21 protein-coding genes are annotated in these 21,917 nt (G+C 51.3%); 16 read left to right on the top strand and 5 right to left on the bottom strand.

Features of this window, described 5'->3' with window-relative positions; genetic code table 11:
* From NY78_RS20665 to NY78_RS20610, 15 genes are all read left to right on the top strand, one after another.
* Positions 1-336, top strand: a 336-nt coding sequence (locus NY78_RS20665; RefSeq protein ID WP_043640528.1) for a permease, incomplete at its 5' end; no start/stop codon positions are given.
* A 37-nt stretch (positions 337-373) separates the two neighbouring features.
* Positions 374-604 (top strand): thioredoxin family protein, encoded by a 231-nt coding sequence (locus NY78_RS20660; RefSeq protein ID WP_043640525.1) that lies wholly within the window; start codon positions 374-376, stop codon positions 602-604.
* Between the two features lie 401 nt (positions 605-1,005).
* A complete protein-coding gene (locus NY78_RS20655) occupies positions 1,006-1,374 on the top strand; it encodes a thioredoxin family protein (RefSeq protein ID WP_043640521.1) in 369 nt (122 codons plus the stop codon).
* 11 nt (positions 1,375-1,385) lie between these two features.
* Positions 1,386-2,093, top strand: coding sequence for a cytochrome c biogenesis CcdA family protein (locus tag NY78_RS20650; protein ID WP_043640518.1), 708 nt, complete (start codon positions 1,386-1,388; stop codon positions 2,091-2,093).
* A 38-nt stretch (positions 2,094-2,131) separates the two neighbouring features.
* Positions 2,132-2,560: a hypothetical protein gene (locus NY78_RS24955; RefSeq protein ID WP_139311506.1), complete on the top strand. Its 429-nt coding sequence runs from the start codon at positions 2,132-2,134 to the stop codon at positions 2,558-2,560.
* Between the two features lie 220 nt (positions 2,561-2,780).
* Positions 2,781-5,987 carry an efflux RND transporter permease subunit gene (locus NY78_RS20645; RefSeq protein ID WP_043640515.1) on the top strand — a complete coding sequence of 1,069 codons (3,207 nt, stop codon included), beginning with the start codon at positions 2,781-2,783 and terminating at the stop codon, positions 5,985-5,987.
* An 8-nt stretch (positions 5,988-5,995) separates the two neighbouring features.
* Positions 5,996-7,204 (top strand): efflux RND transporter periplasmic adaptor subunit, encoded by a 1,209-nt coding sequence (locus NY78_RS20640; RefSeq protein ID WP_231584063.1) that lies wholly within the window; start codon positions 5,996-5,998, stop codon positions 7,202-7,204.
* A 144-nt stretch (positions 7,205-7,348) separates the two neighbouring features.
* Positions 7,349-9,343, top strand: a complete 1,995-nt coding sequence (locus tag NY78_RS20635; protein ID WP_197084291.1) for a SpoIIE family protein phosphatase — start codon at positions 7,349-7,351, stop codon at positions 9,341-9,343.
* A 117-nt stretch (positions 9,344-9,460) separates the two neighbouring features.
* Positions 9,461-9,934 carry a hypothetical protein gene (locus NY78_RS24950; RefSeq protein WP_156181050.1) on the top strand — a complete coding sequence of 158 codons (474 nt, stop codon included), beginning with the start codon at positions 9,461-9,463 and terminating at the stop codon, positions 9,932-9,934.
* Between the two features lie 166 nt (positions 9,935-10,100).
* On the top strand, positions 10,101-11,714 hold the full coding sequence (locus NY78_RS20630; protein ID WP_043640512.1) for a TolC family protein: 1,614 nt from the start codon (positions 10,101-10,103) through the stop codon (positions 11,712-11,714).
* A 446-nt stretch (positions 11,715-12,160) separates the two neighbouring features.
* Positions 12,161-13,246: an XdhC family protein gene (locus NY78_RS24090; protein WP_047960325.1), complete on the top strand. Its 1,086-nt coding sequence runs from the start codon at positions 12,161-12,163 to the stop codon at positions 13,244-13,246.
* 139 nt (positions 13,247-13,385) lie between these two features.
* Complete coding sequence (locus tag NY78_RS20620) at positions 13,386-14,375, top strand: NAD(P)/FAD-dependent oxidoreductase (RefSeq protein ID WP_231584062.1); 990 nt, start codon at positions 13,386-13,388, stop codon at positions 14,373-14,375.
* Positions 14,369-14,740: a hypothetical protein gene (locus tag NY78_RS25915; RefSeq protein ID WP_231584061.1), complete on the top strand. Its 372-nt coding sequence runs from the start codon at positions 14,369-14,371 to the stop codon at positions 14,738-14,740. Before NY78_RS20620 ends, NY78_RS25915 begins: the two co-directional genes overlap by 7 nt.
* A gap of 267 nt (positions 14,741-15,007) precedes the next feature.
* Positions 15,008-15,433 carry a rhodanese-like domain-containing protein gene (locus NY78_RS20615; protein ID WP_053062295.1) on the top strand — a complete coding sequence of 142 codons (426 nt, stop codon included), beginning with the start codon at positions 15,008-15,010 and terminating at the stop codon, positions 15,431-15,433.
* A gap of 154 nt (positions 15,434-15,587) precedes the next feature.
* On the top strand, positions 15,588-16,049 hold the full coding sequence (locus NY78_RS20610) for a rhodanese-like domain-containing protein (RefSeq protein WP_043640509.1): 462 nt from the start codon (positions 15,588-15,590) through the stop codon (positions 16,047-16,049).
* A gap of 472 nt (positions 16,050-16,521) precedes the next feature.
* Here the strand turns inward: NY78_RS20610 and NY78_RS24085 are convergent, their stop codons facing one another.
* The 4 genes from NY78_RS24085 to NY78_RS25910 all read right to left on the bottom strand — a co-directional run bounded on the left by NY78_RS24085 (position 16,522) and on the right by NY78_RS25910 (position 20,138).
* Positions 16,522-16,938, bottom strand: a complete 417-nt coding sequence (locus tag NY78_RS24085; protein WP_156181048.1) for a PadR family transcriptional regulator — start codon at positions 16,936-16,938, stop codon at positions 16,522-16,524.
* Complete coding sequence (locus NY78_RS20605; RefSeq protein ID WP_043640507.1) at positions 16,916-17,845, bottom strand: sulfite exporter TauE/SafE family protein; 930 nt, start codon at positions 17,843-17,845, stop codon at positions 16,916-16,918. Before NY78_RS20605 ends, NY78_RS24085 begins: the two co-directional genes overlap by 23 nt.
* Before the next feature lie 322 nt (positions 17,846-18,167).
* Positions 18,168-19,817: a TraI/MobA(P) family conjugative relaxase gene (traI, locus tag NY78_RS20600; protein WP_082140142.1), complete on the bottom strand. Its 1,650-nt coding sequence runs from the start codon at positions 19,815-19,817 to the stop codon at positions 18,168-18,170.
* Positions 19,818-19,835: 18 nt separating this feature from the next.
* Positions 19,836-20,138, bottom strand: coding sequence for a plasmid mobilization protein (locus tag NY78_RS25910; RefSeq protein WP_442855219.1), 303 nt, complete (start codon positions 20,136-20,138; stop codon positions 19,836-19,838).
* A 364-nt stretch (positions 20,139-20,502) separates the two neighbouring features.
* Between NY78_RS25910 and NY78_RS24945 the strand changes: the two genes are divergently transcribed.
* On the top strand, positions 20,503-20,877 hold the full coding sequence (locus NY78_RS24945; RefSeq protein ID WP_156181046.1) for a hypothetical protein: 375 nt from the start codon (positions 20,503-20,505) through the stop codon (positions 20,875-20,877).
* Between the two features lie 67 nt (positions 20,878-20,944).
* Here the strand turns inward: NY78_RS24945 and NY78_RS24075 are convergent, their stop codons facing one another.
* On the bottom strand, positions 20,945-21,835 hold the full coding sequence (locus NY78_RS24075) for a tyrosine-type recombinase/integrase (protein WP_197084290.1): 891 nt from the start codon (positions 21,833-21,835) through the stop codon (positions 20,945-20,947).
* Positions 21,836-21,917: the final 82 nt, after the last annotated feature.

The following is a 21,917-nucleotide window of genomic DNA, read 5'->3' as shown; positions in this document are numbered from 1 at the left end:
ATTGCCGTGGGCGCAGGTATCCACGGTTACGTGCCTGAAGGGTTCATGGCCTCCATCATGGGGAAAGACGCATGGTGGTCTGTGCCGGCGGCTGTTGTGATCGGCATCCCTATGTACTCGAATGCAGCGGGCATCGTCCCGGTCGTTGAGGCGCTCCTGGGTAAAGGTGCTGCGCTCGGTACCGTTCTAGCCTTTATGATGGCAGTGATTGCTTTGTCACTGCCTGAAATGATCATCTTGAGAAAAGTACTCAAGCCACGACTTATTATGGTTTTTGCTGGAGTTGTTGGGGTGGGAATTGTTTTTGTGGGATACCTTTTCAATTATCTCTACTAGCGACTTGTAACACGGAATCAATCATTGGAGGAATGTTATGGAAATCAAGGTTCTTGGTCCCGGATGCGCCAAATGCAAAGAAGCAGAAAAAATTGTCTTGGAGGCCGTCAAGGAATCTGGAGTTGACGCCACGGTGGAAAAAATTGCGGATTTTCAGCAGATCGCCAGTTTTGGCGTATTTTCTACTCCGGCAGTCGTCATTGATGGCGAGGTCAAAGTGGTGGGCAAAGTGCCATCCAAAGGGGACGTTCTTTCCTGGCTGAAGTAGGCGGCAGGTCTTCGAAACCCACAGAAGGAGAGGGTCCTCTCTTCTTGGTTGGTTTGGCCATCTGCTGCCTGCGGCTGACGCCCTGGAGCAGCCTGTTCCCGGGACCATCCGGATGCGCACACATTTAAAGATTCGGTCGGGTCGCCGCGTAGGTACGGGAGAAAAGCACCATGCACGATCAAATCAAGGTGTTGTGAGAAATCTCTATGTATAGCGTTCAAGTATGATATATCCATATAATGTGTCTATTATTTAGACACAGAGGCTGTTCAATGTGTATAGTAATTTTTCACATACTATACTACAAAGGAGGATTATTCGACAAGATACTGAAAATGCACGACTAAAATTGTGGCATAATTCCTGCTTGTTATGCAAACTACTTTCAATTGAGGAACGCTATGAAACATGTTGCTATTTTTTTTGCTCTCGTCACCGTGCTGAGCGCTGGGATTTGCTTCGCTGCAGAGCCCGTTCCTGAGGTCCCGGTCAAGGGGATGGTAACCGTTGTCGATCTTGGCGCTAAGACCTGTATCCCCTGCAAAATGATGGTTCCCGTCTTGGATGCCATGGAAAAGCAATACCAGGGCAAAGCATCAGTCGTATTCATTGACGTGCGTGAAAATCCTGCCCAAGCTCCCAAATTTGGGATTAAAACGATACCAACCCAAATCTTCTACGATAAGAACGGAAAAGAGACTTATCGCCACGAGGGTTATTTGGACCAAAAACCATTTGCCGAGATGATTGACAAATTGCTGGCCGATTAAGGTGGTGCCACATGCTTGACCAGCTCTTCTTGGCTATTAATACATGGATGACCGGCAGCCTCATCGTTGCGGCGCTGGGCTGTTTCCTCTGGGGTCTGGTAAGTGTTCTTTTCAGCCCCTGCCATTTGGCTTCCATCCCCTTGATCGTTGGCTATGTCGCCGGACAAGGCAGGATCATCCATGGCCGGGAGGCGGCGCGCTATGCCGTCGCCTTTACCTCCGGCCTGTTTGTGACCATAGCAGCCATCGGGATTCTCTGTACGCTCCTTGGACGAATGCTTGGGGATGTCGGCCCATATTGGACTATCCTCGTCGGAGCCGTGCTGATTTGGGTTTCCCTGGACATGATGGGGGTCGCCAAGTGCTCGGTCTCCGGCGGCATGATGGGTAAGCTCAAGGTCAAGGGCGTTGGCGGAGCGTTTCTCCTTGGCTTGGCCTACGGCGTTCTGTCGGGTTCGTGTACATTCGGTTTTATTGCTCCCATCCTGGCCATCATCACCATTCAGGAAAAGATCCTCACCGGAGTGGTGCTTATTGTGCTGTTCGCAATTGGGCACTGCCTGCCCATCGTGGTGGCCGGCAGTTCAACGGCCCTGGTACAGCGTTGGCTGGAAAATGGGGCCATGCGCCACGGGGGAACTTGGTTCCGAAAAACCGCCGGTGCAATGATCGCGCTTCTTGGAATCTACTTCATTGCCATGCCGTTTCTGTCTGTTTGAGTTTGCCAACTGTTTCGACATGGATTTAAGGAAGGGACATGCATAAAGGTAACGCATTTGTGAGCACGCTTATTTCCATGGTGTTTATCATGGGAATACTTGCTCCAGTGCCTGAGTGCTATGTCACCAGGATCGTTGGCCCGCTCCGGGCAAGTATAGCTCACGCAAATCTTGCCTTGAAAGGTATGCCAGACTCTTCCGGTCCCGCTTCGTGTTGCCCCAAAGTGGAAAAAAACATCGGGGGCAATGACCAGTGTCCCTTGGCTTCGTCGAAATTATGTAAGAAACCCTATGCTCCAGCCTTTGAAACAGCAGAAGTCCCGGGAATCCCGCTCGCGCTTTTGCCTGTTCCTTTCCACAAGCCAATTGCACGCACTATCGTGGTTTTCTATTTTAATATAGATAATCAGCCCGATATGCCTGACCCCATTCCTATCCTGCTTCGCAAACAATCCTTTCTGATTTGATCTCTCGCCTGCCCGGCGATTTGACACGTACTCTCGCAGCCAAGTCAGGGCTTTTGCATTCGTGCTCTATGGCGCATCCCTTGCGTCGAGAGCATAGAATGCAAGAAAATAGCCAGGCTTGTACGGGTCAGCGCAGAGCTTGCGTCCTCTTCATGAATGCGCCAAATGATATATGGTGCACCAATGATTAATATTTATTTCAACATGAAGGAAATGTATTATGTGGATCGTTCGACTTGCATTGAGTCGACCATATACATTCGTCGTCGCTGCGCTTGTGCTCTTGCTTATGGCACCTTTCGTGTTGCTTCGAACCCCGACAGACATCTTCCCGGAAATTAATATTCCTGTGGTGAGTATTGTTTGGGTCTATAATGGTTTGAATGCCCAAGAAGTGGAACAGCGCATCATCTACAACCATGAGCGCATGGTCAGCACTCTGGTCAATGATATCGAGCACATAGAATCGACATCATACAACGGCGCGGGCGTCATCAAGGTATTTCTCCAGCCCGGGGCCTCCGTTTCTGATGCGGTTGCCCAAATCACGGCCAGCGGTCAGAGCGTTCTCCGATTGCTCCCTCCGGGTATTAACCCACCGTTTATTATTAAGTACAACGCCGCCTCGGTTCCGATTCTCCAGTACAGCCTGGCAAGCAATAAGTTGTCAGAGCAGCAGATTCAGGACCTGGCCATGAACCGCATCAAAGTGGGGCTTTCGACCGTGCCAGGCGCTTCCGTGCCGTATCCGTCGGGTGGCAAGGCACGAGTCGTCGCCGTGGACATCGACCTCGCGGCCCTGGAGGCGAAAAATCTTGCTCCGCAGGATGTCGTCAACGCCTTCACTGCCCAAAATTTCATTCTTCCCAGCGGTACGGCAAAAATCGGCGAAACCGAATACACCGTATCCTTGAACACCAATCCGACGGAGATCGCAGCCTTAAACGACCTGCCGGTGAAAACCGTCAACGGTGCGGTGATCCGTGTGGGCGACGTGGCCCAAGTGCATGACGGCTACCAACCGCAACAGAATGTTGTCCGACTGGACGGCGTGCGTGGCGTGCTGCTCACTATTCTCAAGAGTGGCGCGGCATCGACCCTCAAGGTCGTCGATGGCGTGAAAAAAGCTATGCCCTCGATATTGAGTGGTCTCCCGCCCGAGTTGGAAGCCAAGGAATTCGCCGACCAATCGCTCTTTGTTCGTGCTGCTGTCGATGGAGTGGTGAAGGAAGGTTTGATCGCCGCGATACTGACAGCCGTCATGATTCTCCTCTTTCTCGGCTCCTGGCGAAGCACCTTCATCATCGCGCTTTCCATTCCGCTTTCGGTCCTGTGCTCCCTCACTCTGCTCAGTGCGCTTGGGGAAACCATTAATCTCATGACGCTGGGAGGGCTTGCCCTGGCCGTCGGCATCCTCGTGGATGATGCCACCGTTGAGATCGAGAATGTTCACCGGCAGATGGCTCTGGGAAAACCCAACATCCAGGCCATTCTCGACGGGGCGCAGGAAATCGCCCTTCCGGCCTTCGTCTCGACGCTTTGTATCTGCATCGTGTTCGTACCCATGTTTTTTCTCACCGGGGTCGCTCGCTATCTCTTCGTGCCCCTGGCTGAAGCGGTCGTTTTTGCGATGCTGGCCAGCTATGTACTCTCACGAACGCTTATCCCGACACTTGTCATGTGGTTCTATCGCAACATTTCCTATAGCGGCCATGCCGCCGACCCGGGAACGGCTTCTCTGTGGTTGCGCCCCTTTGTTCTTCTGCAAGGCAGCTTTGAGAACGCTTTCGCTCGATTTCGAGAAAGTTATCGCCTGTTCCTGGGCACGATCCTGTCGCACCGCGCTCTGGTTGTAACCTTGTTTCTTGTATTTTGCGCCGGCACAGCCTTCCTCATTCCGCAGCTTGGACAAGATTTCTTCCCCACCGTTGATGCAGGTCAATTCAGGCTGCACGTTCGTGCCCATAGCGGAACGCGCATCGAAGAAACAACCCGGCTCGTGGACCGCATTGAGACCGTGATCCGAGAGGTCATCCCGGCCGAAGAACTCACCGGGGTACTCGACAACATTGGCTTCCCCTCCGGCGGAATCCCACTCACGTACATCGATAACGGCCTCACGGGAACCGGAGATGCCGATATTCTCGTCTCTCTCAACCATGGGCACCAGCCTACAGATGACTATATGCAGCGTCTGCGCATCAGGCTTAATCACGATTTCCCAGGAGTGATCTTTTATTTCCTGCCTGCCGACATCGTCAATCAGACGATCAACTTTGGGCTGCCGGCTCCCTTTGACATCCAGATAGTGGGGCGGGAACGTGACAAGAGCCAAGCTATCGCGGCCAAGATTGTTGAAAAAATCCGGAAGGTATCAGGCGTTGTCGACGTTCGCGTACAACAACCGACCGATCTGCCCGAACTCCACTTTGCGGTGGACCGCACCAAGGCATCCCAGATCGGCCTCTCCGAGCGTGACGTAGCCAACTCGGTGCTCCTGAGCTTAAGCGGCAGCAGCCAGGTGCAGCCCAACTACTGGCTTAACCCGAAGAACGGCATTCAATATCTCGTGAATATGAGGGTTCCAGAGCATCCGATGGATTCGCTCGCCGCGCTCAATGCGATTCCTGTGAGTGCCGGACAGCCGGACACTGGAGGCGCTCAACTCCTCGCCAATGTCGCATCCCTTAAACGCGCCAACGGTTCCCCCATCTTCTCTCACTACAACGTGATGCCAGTCATCGACGTCTTTGGAGGGGTGAGTGGCCGCGATCTGGGCGGGGTGCTGCAAGACATCACCCCCATCATCGAACAGGCCAAAAAGGAGCTTCCGAAAGGAAGCTCCATCATGCTCCGGGGGCAGGCGGACACGATGCACTCCAGCTTCACCGGGCTTGGCCTCGGGTTGGTGCTGGCGGTGGTCCTTATCTATTTGCTGCTGGTGGTCAATTTCCAGAGCTGGCTCGATCCGTTCATCATTATTTGCGCGCTGCCCGCCGCTCTAGCTGGTGTGGTGTGGGGACTCTACCTGACCTTCACCACACTCAGCGTGCCGGCCCTGATGGGGGCAATCATGAGCCTGGGCGTTGCCACGGCAAACGCTATTCTTGTCGTGAGCTTCGCGCGAAACGCCATCAGCCAGGGCGTGGACCCGCTGACTGCCGCCTGGGAAGCCGGGGTGGGCCGTCTGCGTCCGGTGCTTATGACTGCGCTGGCCATGATCATCGGCATGCTCCCTATGTCCTTCGCCCTCGGTGAAGGCGGCGAGCAAAATGCCCCCCTCGGCCGCGCGGTCATCGGCGGCCTTGTTTTCGCCACCGTGGCGACCCTGGTTTTCGTTCCCGTGGTTTTTAGCCTGCTCCACAGACGTACCCCGGCCGCCACACCGCTCGATGTGTCCGCTTCAACCGAAACACAACCTTCATAGGTGTTATCATGCACACAAATCTAAATGATTCAAGCGTATCAGCGAAAAGCTTCGGGCCGAAAAAGATGTCCGAGACATCTTCAAGAAAGTTCTCGCTTCTGCCCACTGTTCTTGTGCTGCTGCTGTTGGTTCTGGGGGCGGTTGCCGGGCTTCTCGTACGCTCTCAGCAAAAAACCGCCCTGGCCACCACAACGCAAATTCTTTCCGTCCCGAGCGTTGCTGTGGTCTCCCCCAAACCGAGCCCGGCGGCATCCGGCATGCCGCTTCCCGCTGAAATCAAAGCCTGGGTCGAAACACCGATTTTTTCGCGCCTCAATGGCTACCTCAAACACCGGTATGTCGATATCGGAGATAATGTTGTCGCTGGTCAGCTCTTGGCTGAGATCGATACGCCAGAACTTCGCCAGGAGTACGCGCGCGCCCAAGGTCAGTTGGTCCAGGCGCAAGCGGCTCTCGGGACGGCCAAGCAGTATTCCGACCGTTGGGCGCTCCTGGTGAAGTCCGGGAGCGTGAGTGTTCAGGAGAACGCGGACAAGCAGGCAGACTTCAACCTCAAGGCCGCCGCCGTCGAATCTGCCCGTGCGGAAGTGCGCCGACTGGAAGAACTGCTGTCGTTTAATCGCCTGACGGCTCCTTTTGCCGGGACGATAACCGCCCGCAATATCGATTCGGGCGATCTCATCGTGGCGGCCGGAGGCAAGGAGCTTTTTCATCTGGCGCAGACACGCAAGCTTCGGGTATTTGTTCAAGCTCCTCAGGGCATGGCCCTTGGTTTCCGAACTGGGCAGGATGCAGAGATTACTGTCCAGGAACGGCCGGGTCGGGTGTTCCCGGCCAAGGTCGTCCGCACTGCAGGAGTGATGGCGTCTGACTCAAGAACCCTCCTGGTCGAACTCGAAGTTGACAATCCGAAACAAGAAATTCTGGCCGGCAGCTATGCCCAGGCACGTTTCACCGAGACCAAAGCGGAGGCGGCCCTGACCCTGCCTGGGAACACTGTGCTGTTCGGCGCAGAAGGGCCGAGGGTTTGCGTTGTGAAGGAAGATGGTCAGGTCGAGGTTCGGCCGGTAAAGCTTGGACGCGACTTCGGGCAAATGATTGAAGTAATCACGGGTGTGGAACTGAAGGATAGGATTATTGTAAACCCATCCGAATCGTTTGAAAATGGGTCCACAGTATCCGTAAGTGTGCCTTCTACCGATCCCAAAAAACAATAATTTTGAGATAGTATTTGGGAAAAAACCGATAGAAACTTTGGTATTTCGGTATGTCATTGTGAGCAAGGAATTCACTACCGAACTGGGCTCCGTCCTGCCCATAGGATTATGTGCGATTCTTATGAGCGGTTCGCAGTGTGCTGTATGAGTATTCGTTTTAAATTATTGGTGCTCCTACTGGCCCTCTCACTGCTTCCTTTGGGTATTCTGCGCACACTCCGAGGGGGAGCCCTGGAACAGCTCGGCGTTGAGATGGGGAATCTCACCCGTGAGGCCCTCCTTGAAAATGCCAAAAATCAACTGCTGACCACCGTGGAAGACCAAGCCCGACTCCTCGACCAGGGGGCACGTCTCCTGACGCTGGCCCTTGCAAGCCAAGCCGACCGTGCCGCGCAATTCATCGAGAATGGAGGTCGGCCGGATGCAACGGACAGCGTCAGTCTGACAGTTTCCGAAGCAGTGCATGAGCTGACAAGCTGGCAGGTAACCGCGTTGGAGGACGGGCGGATGCAGGTCTATCCAGAGGGATATCCATTACCACCTCAGTTCGATCCTCGCCACGCCAAATGGTACCGGGATGCCCTGCGCTCTGGGAAGCTCGTGTGGACTATTCCTTCCGTTGAACCATCTACCCACCAAGTCACCATCACGGTATCCATGCCACTGCGGGACGCCAGTGGTCGAACCGTGGGAGTGACGGCCATCATGGCTCCATTTTCCCGACTGCTTGCGGATTCATTTCGAGCGCAAGGCCTCACCCCGGAGATCAAGGCTTTTCTGGTGTCTACTGATGCGTCTGAGGGGACCTCTCAAGGACTCCCTCTTATCGCTCAATACGAGGCCACCTCTGCTGAAGTCTCACCTGAAAACACGAAATTCGCATGGTGCTGTCCTTCCGGCCAACTTCGACTCAGTGCTGACGATCCCCAGCTTGGCCGAGCAATGTTAGAGGACCTTCGTTCGCGCAAGAGCAATTACCGCCAAGCTTTCTATGAAGGCCGCGATGCACTCTGGGCTTACGCCCCGACCGACCAGTGGGGGGCTGCCCTCGTTATCGTCGCACCCGTTGACCATATGATGCAGACAGCAAATCTGGCTCGACAGCGCCTGGAAGAGCGCGTGGCCCAACAAGCTGACACATCTCTTCGTTTCGTGTTGGCGGCTATGGCTATTATTGCAACTATGGCCTTGTGGGTGGCCGGGCGGGTCACTCGTCCCATACGAGATTTAGCCCTCGCCACGGAGCGCATAGCGCAAGGCGATCTGGAAACTAAAGTCGAGCCGCACGGCAAAGATGAACTGGCTTCCCTCGGACACGCTTTCAACAACATGGTTCCTCGTCTGCGGGATCACGCTCGTCTGATCGAGGCGATTGCTTTGGCCGAAGAACTTCAGAAGAACCTCCTTCCCGAGAGTTTGCCCCAATTCGCTGGGCTGGAGATCGCCGCCCAGACCAAGTTCTGCGAGGAAGTGGGCGGTGACTTCTATGATGTGATCAAGGATGCCCATGGGTATCCTGGCTGTCTGAGCGTGCTTCTTGGGGATGTTTCCGGACACGGATTGGACGCGGCCCTCCTTATGGCTACCGCCCGGGCTTTCTTGCGCCTGCGAGCGAATCAAAACGGAACACCGGCCGAAGTGGTTTGCGAGGTGAATCGCTTCCTCACGTTGGACACGGATGGGACCGGTCGGTTCATGACCCTCTTCTATATGGAATTTGACCGTGCCGCTGGGATGATTTCCTGGGTGCGTGCCGGACATGACCCGGCAATGTTGTTCGATCCAGAACAAAGTACATTCACGGAGTTAATCGGTCCAGGAATCCCTTTAGGAGTCGTAAGGGATTATGCTTTTTTGCAGCAGGATCGTTGTTGGCTGTTGCCAGGACAAGTGCTCCTCATTGGTTCTGATGGTCTTTGGGAGGCAAGGAATTCATTTGGTGAAATGTTTGGGAAAGATCGAACCAAAGATGTGATAAAATCCAATGCTGAGCTTTCATCTCAGTCGATTCTTGACGCACTACTGGCAAGTCAATCCGAATTTGTTGGGACAGATACATCTGAAGATGACATTACATTGATAGTCATCAAAGCAACTCAAGTTAAAAATGCAAAAAATTTCTGCTGGCTGTATCCATGAATGGGTACTTAGATGTTAAGTGACTTTAAATGTATTTTATTAGCTTAGCTAAGTTTTAAAATTTTCAAGATAAACTAACATGCCAATATTGTAAAAGAATACCAGCGAGGTAAACGCATGCAGATGAAATTTTTTAGGGCAAGATGTAAAACGCCCTATTTAAATACATGTATAGCTATAATTGTATTTCAAATGCTGGCATTGATGCCGCTAAATGCCGACGCGTTAGAGTGGAATTTCCTCTGGAAAAGTTTCGATGACGCCATGGTTGTTTACTATGACGATCAATCCATTCAAAGTTTTGGCAATTATGTTCGACTAACAACAAAAGTGTTGCTTCGTAATAGCGGCCAATTTGATCGAGACAGCAACAGATATTACAGGGCTCCGATAGATAATTTTACAACAGACGTCCTTGTTGACTGCAATAGCAACAAAAAGGCTCCATTTGAAATGCAATTTTTCGATAAAGATGGAAATTTGCTAGACTATATATCTTGTTCATACAATGAACAGGTAAGGTTTTTATCCAGCGACTTTGCTAACAAGATTTGCGACCAAATCATGTCGAAGGCAGCTGAGTCGCCATAGCGATGGCGAATTGTTGGTTATGTAGATATTTTCTATTCGCAAGTTAGCTGCACGCAATTGTATGGCTAGGTTTTTTTGTGGTGTCGTATTGATTTTAACCTCAAATTGAAATGTCTGTGTTTTCCTTGTGCAAATCTAACAACAATTACGGTAAGGCGAGCGTGATATGATTATAAACAAGACTAGATTGACAATCATTTTATTCGCTTCTTTCATGGTGTGCATGATTTTACCCCAAACCAACGCATTGGCTCAGGATGCAAAAGATATTGGGGGCAAAAAAAGGGTAGAGAATAGATACCCAACGCTACCCAAGGCCTCCGATTCACCCAGAGATGAACTTGATGAGAAAGTTCAAAATGTTCCTCTTCCAGAGTTCGTCAAGGAGAGTTTGCTCGCTCCTCCCGCTAGTTCCGTGCAGGCCGGCAAGACTCTCGTGCCATCCGTGGATAGCGTAGCGTTTGATATGGGAAAGAGCGTACAGCGTAGTCTTGATGCCAATCCGCAGATGCAGTCTGCTCGTGCCCTTTATGCCGGTTCTGAGCAGTCCCGTCGCCAGTCTCTCGCCAACTTCGGCCCGGTTGGCACAGTCAGCTACAGTTACAAGCGCGTCGATACCCAGACATACAAGACAGGCAGTATCACCGATCCTTCGGTGCAAGTCATCAATTCCATGACCGGTTCCAACCTCTCAACCACCAAGGCAACCACCCCCAAAATTGGACACTGGCAGAATTCCTACCAGCTCCAAATGGAGATCACCCAGCCACTTTTCACCGGCTTCAAACTCCTCTCCAGTTACCAGAAGGCCGAACTGGCCAAGGAACAGGCTGAGGCCAACGTAAAGTACAGCGAGTTGACCTTGGTTAAGGCCGTGCAACAGGCCTTCTTGGCCCTGCTCCAAGCTCGATCCAACGTGCAGAGCAATATGGCTTCGGTGGCCCGCCTCGAATCTCAGTACAAGGTGGCTCAGGCTTATTACGATGTCGGCCTCAAGCCGCGACTCGATGTGTTGCAAGCCGAATCCGATTTGGCTCAGGCTGAACAGGACCTGCTCAAAGCTCAAAACAACGTGCTGGTCCAGACCGCCCAGCTCAACTCCCTCCTTAACCTGCCGCTCAACCAGCAGACGAATTATGTAGGCGAGCTCGCTTACCTACCTTTTCCCTTGAGCATCGAGGCATGTCTGGACACGGCCTACAAGCAGCGCCCTGACCTCTACATGGGCGTCAAATCCGTGCAGATGGCTGAACGCGATGCCAAGATTGCGACCAGCCCCCTGTATCCGCAAGTCCAGACCCAGGCCACCTACACAAAGCAGGGCAACACCCCCAACCTGTCGCTCAAAGACATGTCGGGGGCTACCACTCCCGACACCACCACCATAGGGGTTTCGGCCACACTTCAGGCCTGGGACTGGGGGTCAACATTTTTCGGCATTCAGGTCGCGCGAGACAACGTGAAGAAGCTCCAGGCCGATCTAGCCAAGTTGCGCCTCGACGTCGGCTATCAGGTCAAGACTTTCTATCTCAACATTCAGGACGCGGCCAAACGCATCTCGGTCGCCCGCACGGCCCTGGAAGCTTCCATGGAGGGCTACCGTATGGCTGTGGCCCGCTACCAAGCCCAGGTGGGTACCAGTACTGACGTGCTCGACGCCCAGGCCCGGGTGAGTTCAGCTGAATTCAACCTGACACAGGCCCTGACCGACTATCAAAGCGCCCTGGCCGATATTTATGTGGCAATGGGCATGAAAGACCTGAACCTTATGCCCCTCTGACTAGCAGGAATGAGGAGTTGATGCGCATGATGTTAAGGTACAAGGGCGTCGGCAAGGACGTAAGAATCCTGACTAGCTCGCACTGCTCCCTGTCGATGCATTGCGGCGAGAGCAAGTTGCGGATAGTGGTGGGTATGCCTTCGCACGAAGTAACAAATGTGTTTAGCTAAATCGGTCTCCTAAAGTACCTGACCAGTGATTGTCACCGTTGCATTTATGACCGTGGATATCTATTGTGCGATTGCGTGTTCTGGTAGATTCGTTCAAAAAAATAACCGGCAATTCATAAACGATAAAAATATTTCGAGCATAGATATGCCGAAGACAACGAGAGACTTGTTCATCATGATTGCAACACGTTAGCAGCCTTGCCTTCTTGGAGAAACCTGTTGGCTCTCTGCGATAGGACGATGCCAACTTAAAGCTTCTAAGGAGATATCAGAACAATGAGTAATATCTTTCATGACAGCAGTGTCATAAATAAGGCAGATTGCGTACGTCATATCAATCAATTTATCACAAATGGTGAGAGTGTAGTCGTTGCCACTCTTGTTGCTCGGAAAAAGTCCGATTTGCGTACGGCCGGTTCCAAGATGCTTGTTCGGCGCAATGGAGAAATCGCCGGCGTAGCCGAAGGAGGGGCGCTAGAACGAAAAATAATTGCCACAGCGGCTCCAGTTTTTGCGTCTGGCATGCCAAGTCTGATAAATTTTGATGGATTAGGCACTGTTGAAGACAAGGAAACGGGCATTTCTGAAAACGTAGAACGGATATTTTTAGAAAACATTGATCCTGATGTGTCGAGTTTGCATCTATTTAATACATTGCACGATCGACTGTCTAAGGGGCATACGAGCCTACTTTTATCTCGCTTGAGCGCTCCAGCCGATTCATGTGAACAAGACATACGGAGGTGCCTGCTTGGGGGGAATGACGTAGTGGCGGGTAGTTTTTTATCCTCTCTATTGCTTAGGGAAACCCTGAGTCGGGGACAAGACCTCAATACCCCAATCGTTTTTCAGTTTGATGGCATATGCTATTTTCTGGAACTATTTCTTCCTTTATACCCACTCTACATTCTCGGCGCAGGAAAGGTGGGGCGTTTTACAGCCCAACTGGCGGCTTTCTCCGGGTTCAGGGTGGTGGTCATGGATGATGACCCCTGGTTTGCCAACAGCGAGCGTTTTCCACTGGCCGACGAAGTGGTTGTGCTGGAATCCTTCTGCGACTGTTTTCAAGGACGGAGTGTGGATGCAAACTCGTCTGTGGTCGTCATTACCCGAGGCCACGAACATGACAAAGAAGTGCTTTCCCAGGTTTTGCTCACCGAGGCAGGTTATGTGGGCATGATGGGATGCAAGGCCGACGGGCCGAAGAAGGTGGCTCAGGTAGGTCACGAAGGTGGAACGCACCTGGATGTCAGCCGTGTCCATTGTCCAATCGGACTGCCCATCGGTGGCGCTACCCCAGAGGAGATAGCGATGAGCATCGTTGCGGAACTTATTTCGGCCCGAACGAAACGCCTGACCTGAAGCGGAGAAATCAGGAGATTCATTTGATGCGTGCGTATTCCAATCGGGAGAAATCGGATGCTGGGGGCAAGCTCCGGAGCAAGGTCTGCATGCTGGGCGTGCGGCACCAAACAATCAGAACAAATGATGCGAGGGACAGGTGGATAACCTCTTGATCATTGGCGGCAGCGATGCGGGCATCAGTGCGGCTCTGCGGGCCAGGGAAGTGGCCCCATCCTGTAGCGTGACCGTGATGTTGGCCGACGATTACCCTAACTATAGCATCTGTGGCCTGCCATTTTTCCTCAGCGGGGAAATTCCGGACTGGCGCGCTCTCGCTCATCGGACCAGAGAAGAGTTGCTCAGGCAGGGCATCCGGTTGCTCCCCGACCACAAGGCGACAGCCGTCCGCCCAGAAGAAAAGATAGTTGTGGTTTCGTCTTCAAGCGGAGGAAAAATGCTTTCATATGATCGGCTCATCCTTGCCACGGGGGCTGCTTCCCGGAAGCCTGGGCACATAAAAGGCCTGGATACGCCGGGCGTGTTTTTCCTGCGCTGGATGGCGGACAGCTTTGCCATTGCCCAGCACATAGAACGCAATACCCCTACCTCTGCCCTCATTATTGGCAACGGCTACATCGGCATGGAGATGGCCGACGCCCTCACCCGCAGGGGGCTTGCGGTGACCTTGGTTGGTCATTCCCAACACGTATTGAAGACGGTCGACCCCACCTTGGGAAGGCTGGTTCTGGCCGAGCTTGAACGCAACAGTGTGCGAGTGGCGAGCGGTGTCGACGTCGAAGAGATAGGAGTCAGGGATGGCCGCCTCATGGCCATTGGATCTGGTGGATTCCAGGCCCAGGTTGATCTTGTCCTGGTGGCCACCGGGGCGGAACCGGAAGTTGGCCTAGCCAAGTCGGGGAAGGTGCCCCTGGGGTATGGCGGGGCTATCAAGGTCAACCGTCGGATGGAGACTGGCGTGCCTGGCATCTTTGCTGCCGGCGACTGTGTGGAAACTTGGCACAGGCTCCTAGAAAAGTCCTTGTATCTTCCTCTTGGCACCACGGCTCACAAACAGGGAAGGATTGCTGGAGAGAACGCCCTGGGGGGCGCAAAGAATATGCCGGCACTTTGGGGACGCAGGTGTTGAAACTCTTCGATTTAGCCATAGCGCGTACCGGATTAAACGATGCAGAGGCTCGGTTGGAAGGATTTTCACCTCTGACGGTGGAGACGGAGTGTTGGGACCACAAAAACTATTACCCAGGTGCGCATCGGCTTCACATTCGCGTAACTGGAGATAGGACCACTGGATATTTACTTGGAGCGCAAATCATTGGCCATTGGCAGACGGGTGTGGCTAAGCGGATCGATGTTTTCGCAACGGCAATATTTAATAGGATGAAAGTTGAGGAAGTCGAACAGCTCGACTTAAGCTATACGCCTCCGCTCAGTAATCCATGGGACCCAGTTCAGATGAGCGCAGAGGCGTGGTGCAGAACTGCATACCAATAAGGGGCGGCGATAACTAAACCGAGCACGCTATTATTGATTGGCTGTAATTTCAGACAGATAATGTTTTGGCATAAAGGATCAACAACTAGCTCGGCAAATAGCTAGATTTGTTTGCATGGAAAAGCATGGCCTGAATCGTAACGGCGTCAACGGCATGATTGAGGCAACTGTAGACATGTCTAAACACAGACCAAAAATAGTCGATGAGATTTAAAAGCGTTCTCTTGTTGTAGGCAAATCGGATAAATTCCAACACTTGGAGTCGTCATGCTAATAAAGGAAGTTCTGTCTTTCGTCCTTGTGAGTTTAATTCTGGTTACGCAAGTTAATGCGTCTATTGGTGAGGAATATAAATATATTTCTCCAGAAACACTACAGGGACGCATAAAGGCTGGTGACTCCTCAATGATCATTTTGGACATCTGCCCTGTGGAACAATTTGCAAAAGGGCACATCCCCGGGGCCATCGAAACCAATGCTTCGCCAGCCCAACGGCCCGAGGAAACTGCGAGATTGGAAGCTGCCCTACCTAAGCTTGTTGGCGACAAGGACATTATCATAATTTGTCCTGGCGGTGGTGGTGGTGCAAAACGAACTGTTGATCTATATAAGTCGAAAGGAATCGACTCTAAAAGACTGCTCATTTTAGAGAATGGAATGAACAAGTGGCCTTATGAAACTGAGCCCAAGTAGCACTCCGACCCTGCTAAATCATGCAAAATTTTTGCATTGAAAAACCAGCAATGCAATAATGGAGCCGTCAAGCTTCTTCACACATTCGAATAGTCGTGACTCGTTTAGTTTGACTCACAGTAAGATTGTACCAACCTATAGCGCAGGAGAAATTGTGAAAAGTTTTACGATTGCCGTATGTCTTCTTGGAATTCTTTGCGTTGCTCAGCCAGCTGTTTCCGCTGAGACAATAAGTTTGGAAAATTTCGTCCGGACGTTTAATTATGAAACAAGAAAGGACATGAAATGTTCCGGGAAAGAGCTGCTGACGCTTTTGGCCAAAAATGAGGCAGTTCTTATTGATATCCGATTCCCAGAGGAGCAACAGGCCTGGGGGATGGAATTCGCAATGAAAATTCCTCTCAACGAGCTTCCGAATCGCCTGAAAGAAATACCAAAAGACAAGATAATTGTGACGGCCTGTCCTCACATAGACAGATCAAATATCGCAATGATATACTTGCGAACACAAGGATACAACTCTCGCTATCTGGTCGACGGATTGGTTGGACTTGCCGAATTGCTGCGTGGAGATGTCGCTCGAGAGTTTATGGAAGGCCTCAGTAAAAAGAAGTAGGAGCTATATTTCTTAAAGCCCAACTTCAAGCTGTGCATTATTGGAGTTGGGCTGGCCTTTCAACTGAGTATATTTACACTTGATCTTAACTGCATTTTCGATTTTTCCAGGTATATCTATGTGCTGTATCCTGACAGCCAGGATGATGCTCGTCATTTTGCAATGCAAAAAGAATGACGGGAGGATTTGTATGTGGAGGTAAACCGTTGGGGATTTCAGACTGCATGGGCAGCAGAAAAAGGACCTTGATTTGCGACCTCTCGTCCCTCAACGTGCGGCATCATGTCATTTGACGGCACAGAGATTATACGTTTGTTTCCAGATTGTTGGGCAACAATCTCTGTAGAAACTGGATAACTAGTTGCCTTTGTGGGAATTTTGACTGGTGCGAAAGAAATGACCATGGAACCGGTTCTACCCGTATTTCCTGGACGACGGGGAAAGGCGTTACAAGACAAAGCGTAATCAGTCTTTAAGGTTGACCAGCCAGCATTCTATATCGTTCGATAAGTTCAAATAGTGAAGCAATATCAAATGCAATTTCTGTCATCCACTTACTCAATCTAATTTTTCCCTGGCACGAAATAGAATAGACCCTCCTTGGTTTTTTTGGACCTTCGGTTTCCCATTGCGATACGAGCAAGCTCTCGTCTTCCATTTTGCGAAGATGTGCATAGGCTTTTCTGGCCCTTGATCCTGGCCTTTCTTCTGCTCCGCCGCTAAAAAGACTCATTTCATGAAGCTTCTGTGCAATTTTATAGCCGTGCATATTTTTATCAAAGAGTATAATTAGAATAGCCGCCTGGATATATCTTTCATTCCCGAGCCTATTGTGTCTAGACGACATAGCTTGTGCTGACCTTTCGTTATTGGAAAAAATCAAACGCATACTTTGTCGCGGTTGACAGGATGACGCATGCAAGCATCCATTTGATTGTCTTTGCAGGGACGTGCTTTTGGCATCGAGCACCAAGGTACATGCCAACCATTCCCCCAATGCCGAAAAGAATTCCGAGTCCCCAATCGGGAGCAACAGACATCGTCGGGTAGAATGGCGCAATAGCTTGGTAGAAAGTAACCCCGGCGATTGAAGTTACAAATGTGCCCATCAAAGCCGCCCCAGCGACCGTGTAAACCGGAAGCCCAAAAACAGAGACAAAAAAAGGGGCTATAATAGCTCCGCCTCCAATTCCATAGACACCGCCAACGATACCGACCACAAAGCTTAAAGTGAAAATCCCGATTGTTGGTACGTCGAACACTTCACCATGAAACTCATACTTTAATCTCGTCATGTTAAATTGAATCACTTTGGCGCAAGATTCATTTGCGTCAGTCCCGCACCCTCTCTTCGCAGCATCTTGGAATTTGCGCTCAGCAACTGCAGTGTTGCCCGTGATCTTTTTTAACAATCCCTGAACAAGACGCAGTCCAATATATGCGAGGACACACGCCACAAACAGTTTGAATGTCCTGGCGTTGGGCAAATAGGCAACCCGGATGATGGCACCAATGAACACCCCGGGAAGAGTGCCCACTATCACGGCCCACGCCAGAGGCCAGACCATACGCCCCTCTTTGACGTAGCGATAAACTCCGCTGGGAATAGCAACCACGTTAAAGACTTGGTTTGTGGCACTGACGGAGGGGTTCACGTAGCCTAGTATGCTCATCTGAAAGGGGAGTAGGAGAAAAGCTCCGGAAATTCCGCCCATTGAGGCAAAAAAAGACACTCCGAAAGCCACGAGAGGAGGGACCCAGAAGGATACTTCAATGCCGGCGGTGGGGAAGAACATGGCGACCTCCGGAAGGGGAAATCACTTACACGTATTTTATATTTTCCGTGTGTGTTAAACTAAACATATCGAATCTGCCTGGGATGTCAATCGAGGAATCAAAGATTTGTATGATCGATGAGTTGCGGGGCGATTTTGGGTGGGTATGGCCTTGATGACTTGGCTCTCGGCCTAACAGGGGATATGTTGGCGTATGATTGGGATACGATGTCCCGTACACAACGTTGACGGGCTGGACACGACCGATTTGTCTGCACAAGACGTCTTGAAGCTATCGGTTGAGAGATCGGCCTACGGATTCCGGAATAATGCCAGCTTATTACTAAATCACAGGGCCATTTTCTCCGAACTTTCGAGATGAACCCATGTTCAATCGGCCGGCAGGAAACAAGACGTTCCCTCTGTGCTGTAAGGCCTTGCCCCACTTGGCCTGAGCAAAAAGCAAGGCGGCCTCCCGGGCTGCCGCATCATGCGCGGAATATGTGATTTGCTTTCCCGTGTCGCGTATTGCCCCTCCGCTGGCCAACCGGATGAATACCGTCCCCTTGGTGTCAATCGAACTCGTGAAGTCCGAAAAAAGTTGTTTTCCTCCCATTGAGGCCTCTAAATCTGCTAATTCGCGGGCTTTAGTCACGGCTAGGAGGCCGCGCCGCGTCTGTGAACTCACGCCGGTGGAAGTCGCAATGTCCAATTGTTCTTTAAGCCACTTCTCCTGGATTTCCTCCCTTTGGCCATGGCGCGGGGCTTTACTCTCCGGTTCGACGAGTTGTTTCTTCGACCGAAGGATGGCCAGGGCCGTTTCGTTGCCCAGTCCAGCTTTCCACCTCAAAAAATCCGTCCAGGTAGCATAGGGTGTTGCCTGCCTAATCGTCTCCCGTGCGGTATAGATCCGTTTTCGAGTCTGGAGGCGATGCTCCGCTTCATGCAGGCGCGCAATTTTGAGCAGCTCAAAGCGGTGACGCCCGAAAAACTCTCGGGAAATCTTTTGGCGTTCCAAATCCCACCTGATCCGAACGGCTTCAAGCTCTGTCTGGGCACGAATGTTGAGGTTCTCCAGGGCCGCCTTCCGAGTGGCGACCCCGGCTTGATATTCTTCATAGAGAGCACCGCGATTGGGCTCGCGTTGTACAGGCTTGGCCGTGAACCGCTCATCCTCGGGGGAGTGTCCTTTCGTCTGGCCGGGCGGGACGTAAGCCCCAAACCGTCGAACCAAGTTCATCATGGATAGGGGCCGATCTAGGCTGCTGGCCTTGATGGAGTGCTTGCCGTTGCGGTCCTTGATGACCAAGCCATTGCCGTGTGGCCTGATCTCCAGGCCGTAGCGAGCGAAGGCAGTGTGCACATGCTGCCATCCGGCGGCCTGGCTCAAGGCCTCAAGGATTAGCCCTCGTCGCTCTTTGACGTAGCCGTCAAAAGACTGTTGTCCCGTCTGGGCCTCGACTGTGGCCGCCACCGGTGTCAGCTTCGGCTTAGTACCCTCCATAGAACGGCCATTGTCGATGGCCAAGCCAAAACGTTTTTCCAACTCGCGGCAAACACGATCTCGGGTGTGGTAATCACGGAAGGGCTCATGGCGGGCCAGCTTCTCTGGGTGGATCATGTTGTAAGCCACGTGCATGTGCAGATTGTTGGTATCTTTGTGGACCCCGCAATGCCGTTGGTGCTCCTCGAATCCCAGAGCCTTGGCGAACTCGTGTTCGATCTCCTTAAGGGTTTCCGGTGTGAGCTTGGCCTCGTCCTCGGGCCGAAAGCTCACGATGAGATGGTAGGTTTTTTCCCTGGTTGTCCTGGTGTTGAGCGCCTGGGTGTCGGCGACTTCGAGGATGGCCAACTCGTAGTCGTCGCCTGCCCAACAGCCGGCGCACCAGCTCATAAGGGATTTCTCCTCGCCATGGTCAGCCGCTTGGATGTAACGGGCAAGCCGGCGATAATCATCATTTTCGACTTTTCTTGAGATTCTACGGCTGATCATAGAATAAATGGTTTGTACTTATATTTTCGAAATAAGGGCGCTCATTTCTCGTTGTCGTGCCTCGATTTCTCTGAGCACATGTCTGACTTGATGGTGCACTGCCTGAAAGGGGGTTTCCTTCTCGGAAAGGCACAATTTGAAAAGGCCACCAAGCCTGCCTAGGTCGGCATTAATTTTAAGCAATTCAAGCCGATATTGTTGTTTTTCAAGACTGGGTGTTGGTAGCCCTAGGCAAACCCTTTTGGCATAGGCCGAGCACGATAATCCGGCTCTCTTTGCGGCGGCCGCGATCTCAGCGTGTTCTTCGACCGTAATGTACATTTTTATCGTGGGCAGTCGTGACGGCACTGGGGTCCTTCCGATGGTGGTTAGCGTTGAGCCGCAGGCGAATAAGCAAAGCCCCGCAGGGCAGGAGGTACGGTAGGCCTACCGTACCTGTCCTGCCTCCGCTGCCTTTGTCATTGTTTCGACAACTAGTGTCAATATATAATACAAAACCTAGAAGTGACAAATTATGTCGCTATAGTGACAAAAAAATATGGGGTATTTCCAAAAAATATTGCGCAATATATTGAATATTAAGGTTTTTATATTGACAAATATTGACAAATTGTGACAAATAGCGTTGCACGCAATGTGACGAAAGAGAGATTTCCTAAGCAATTCCTGGATATGGAGAACATTTATGAATTTTATCGGAGGATTTATTGTTGGGGGATTGATTGTCGTTGGCAGTTTGTTTGGAGGTATTGCATATTTTCTTGCCTCACTTGGTCCAGTATTTGTTGATTTGTTTGCTTTTCTATGCATTGGCCTCTTTTTTGTTGTCATGGGGGTAAGGGTTGGCAGCCCATGGCTTTCATTCCTCTCGTCTTGTATTACAATTTTTCTTGTTATTCTTGCTATCGCCGCAGGATGCTATGGCTTTAAATATGCGGGATGGCCTGTGTTTGGTCGGGGCGGGGTGCTTCTACTCGGAGTTGGTGCGGGATTTACTTATGCTGCTAGGCGCTCCAATATCTGGCTATGGCGTTTTTTCTCAGCACTATCCGAATGTTAAGTGCAACACAGTCGTTATGCAAAAGCCCCACCCCCATGCATCAACAAATGGGCGGGGCTTTAAATCGCTAGAGACAAGCTCCTATGTTGACATAATCAACGAACTGCTCTAGGGCTTTAACGGCAGATGCACCTTGGCTCGGCGCAAGGTGAGCATAGCGCATTGTCATTTGAAGAGTTTTATGACCAAGTAGTTGGCTTACAACGATTAGAGGCGTGCCTGACTGAACAAGCCAGCTTGCAAAAGTATGTCTCAAGGTATGAAACACAACTTTTTGGCGACGATCTTGAGTTGCAGCATTGAGCTGACACATTTTTACTGAATCTGAGAAAATTCTGTTAACGTTTTTTATTTGGCGCTCGTGCTCTTCGAAAATGAACCTTCGGCACTGCGTTGAATTGCGCTGTAGCACTTCAAGCGCCTTTGTGTTAAGCGGGATAGTTCTGTTCCTATTCGATTTCGTTTCGAATATATATAAAACAGAATTATGCCGATCAAAATGGCTTGGATGTAAAGAAAATATTTCGCCCGCCCTCAAGCCAGTATTCAACGCCAACAGGCCGATATCGTGCCAAATTTGAGACTTCGCCGACAGAGCAATCAACAGTGCCGAGGCCTCGGATTTAGTCAAGAAACGAACGCGCTTGTTGTCAAACTTCGGCATATCGAAATTTGGCAGCTTTGAATCGTATAATTCCCATTGCTGGGCACGGTGCAAAACACGTCGCAGCAACGAAAGACAATGAGTTATAGTTTGTGGGCTTAAACGCTTTTTAACCAATACTGCTCTGAATAAGAGCAAGCTTTTGTTAGTAATACTTTCAACCGGCAAAGATGTGCCAAAGTATTTAAGTATGTGATTGTTCCATCTCCCTGTTTCTGTCCGGATGCAATTAGCTGGACTTGAAGACAAAACCAGGTTAGCGTAGAGCTCCCAAGCATCAGAAATCGTAGCCATGCACATCTCCTAACGGTGAGAATTTGAGATGAGACTGGCATAAAGAAAAAAATGTGGAATTTCAAGGGAATGCGTCAAGAAA

Source organism: Desulfovibrio sp. TomC (genome assembly GCF_000801335.2).
GTDB lineage: Bacteria > Desulfobacterota > Desulfovibrionia > Desulfovibrionales > Desulfovibrionaceae > Solidesulfovibrio.
This window is presented reverse-complemented; position numbering and strand designations above follow the sequence as displayed.

Excerpts from the sequence above, each read along its gene's own strand:
- NY78_RS20660 (WP_043640525.1), top strand. The coding sequence starts at position 374 with ATGGAAATCAAGGTTCTTGGTCCCGGATGCGCCAAATGCAAAGAAGCA.
- NY78_RS20655 (WP_043640521.1), top strand. The coding sequence starts at position 1,006 with ATGAAACATGTTGCTATTTTTTTTGCTCTCGTCACCGTGCTGAGCGCT.
- NY78_RS20650 (WP_043640518.1), top strand. The coding sequence starts at position 1,386 with ATGCTTGACCAGCTCTTCTTGGCTATTAATACATGGATGACCGGCAGC.
- NY78_RS24955 (WP_139311506.1), top strand. The coding sequence starts at position 2,132 with ATGCATAAAGGTAACGCATTTGTGAGCACGCTTATTTCCATGGTGTTT.
- NY78_RS20645 (WP_043640515.1), top strand. The coding sequence starts at position 2,781 with ATGTGGATCGTTCGACTTGCATTGAGTCGACCATATACATTCGTCGTC.
- NY78_RS20640 (WP_231584063.1), top strand. The coding sequence starts at position 5,996 with ATGCACACAAATCTAAATGATTCAAGCGTATCAGCGAAAAGCTTCGGG.
- NY78_RS20635 (WP_197084291.1), top strand. The coding sequence starts at position 7,349 with ATGAGTATTCGTTTTAAATTATTGGTGCTCCTACTGGCCCTCTCACTG.
- NY78_RS24950 (WP_156181050.1), top strand. The coding sequence starts at position 9,461 with ATGCAGATGAAATTTTTTAGGGCAAGATGTAAAACGCCCTATTTAAAT.
- NY78_RS20630 (WP_043640512.1), top strand. The coding sequence starts at position 10,101 with ATGATTATAAACAAGACTAGATTGACAATCATTTTATTCGCTTCTTTC.
- NY78_RS24090 (WP_047960325.1), top strand. The coding sequence starts at position 12,161 with ATGAGTAATATCTTTCATGACAGCAGTGTCATAAATAAGGCAGATTGC.
- NY78_RS20615 (WP_053062295.1), top strand. The coding sequence starts at position 15,008 with ATGCTAATAAAGGAAGTTCTGTCTTTCGTCCTTGTGAGTTTAATTCTG.
- NY78_RS24085 (WP_156181048.1), bottom strand. The coding sequence starts at position 16,938 with ATGCGTTTGATTTTTTCCAATAACGAAAGGTCAGCACAAGCTATGTCG.
- NY78_RS20605 (WP_043640507.1), bottom strand. The coding sequence starts at position 17,845 with ATGTTCTTCCCCACCGCCGGCATTGAAGTATCCTTCTGGGTCCCTCCT.
- traI (WP_082140142.1), bottom strand. The coding sequence starts at position 19,817 with ATGATCAGCCGTAGAATCTCAAGAAAAGTCGAAAATGATGATTATCGC.
- NY78_RS25910 (WP_442855219.1), bottom strand. The coding sequence starts at position 20,138 with ATGTACATTACGGTCGAAGAACACGCTGAGATCGCGGCCGCCGCAAAG.
- NY78_RS24945 (WP_156181046.1), top strand. The coding sequence starts at position 20,503 with ATGAATTTTATCGGAGGATTTATTGTTGGGGGATTGATTGTCGTTGGC.
- NY78_RS24075 (WP_197084290.1), bottom strand. The coding sequence starts at position 21,835 with ATGGCTACGATTTCTGATGCTTGGGAGCTCTACGCTAACCTGGTTTTG.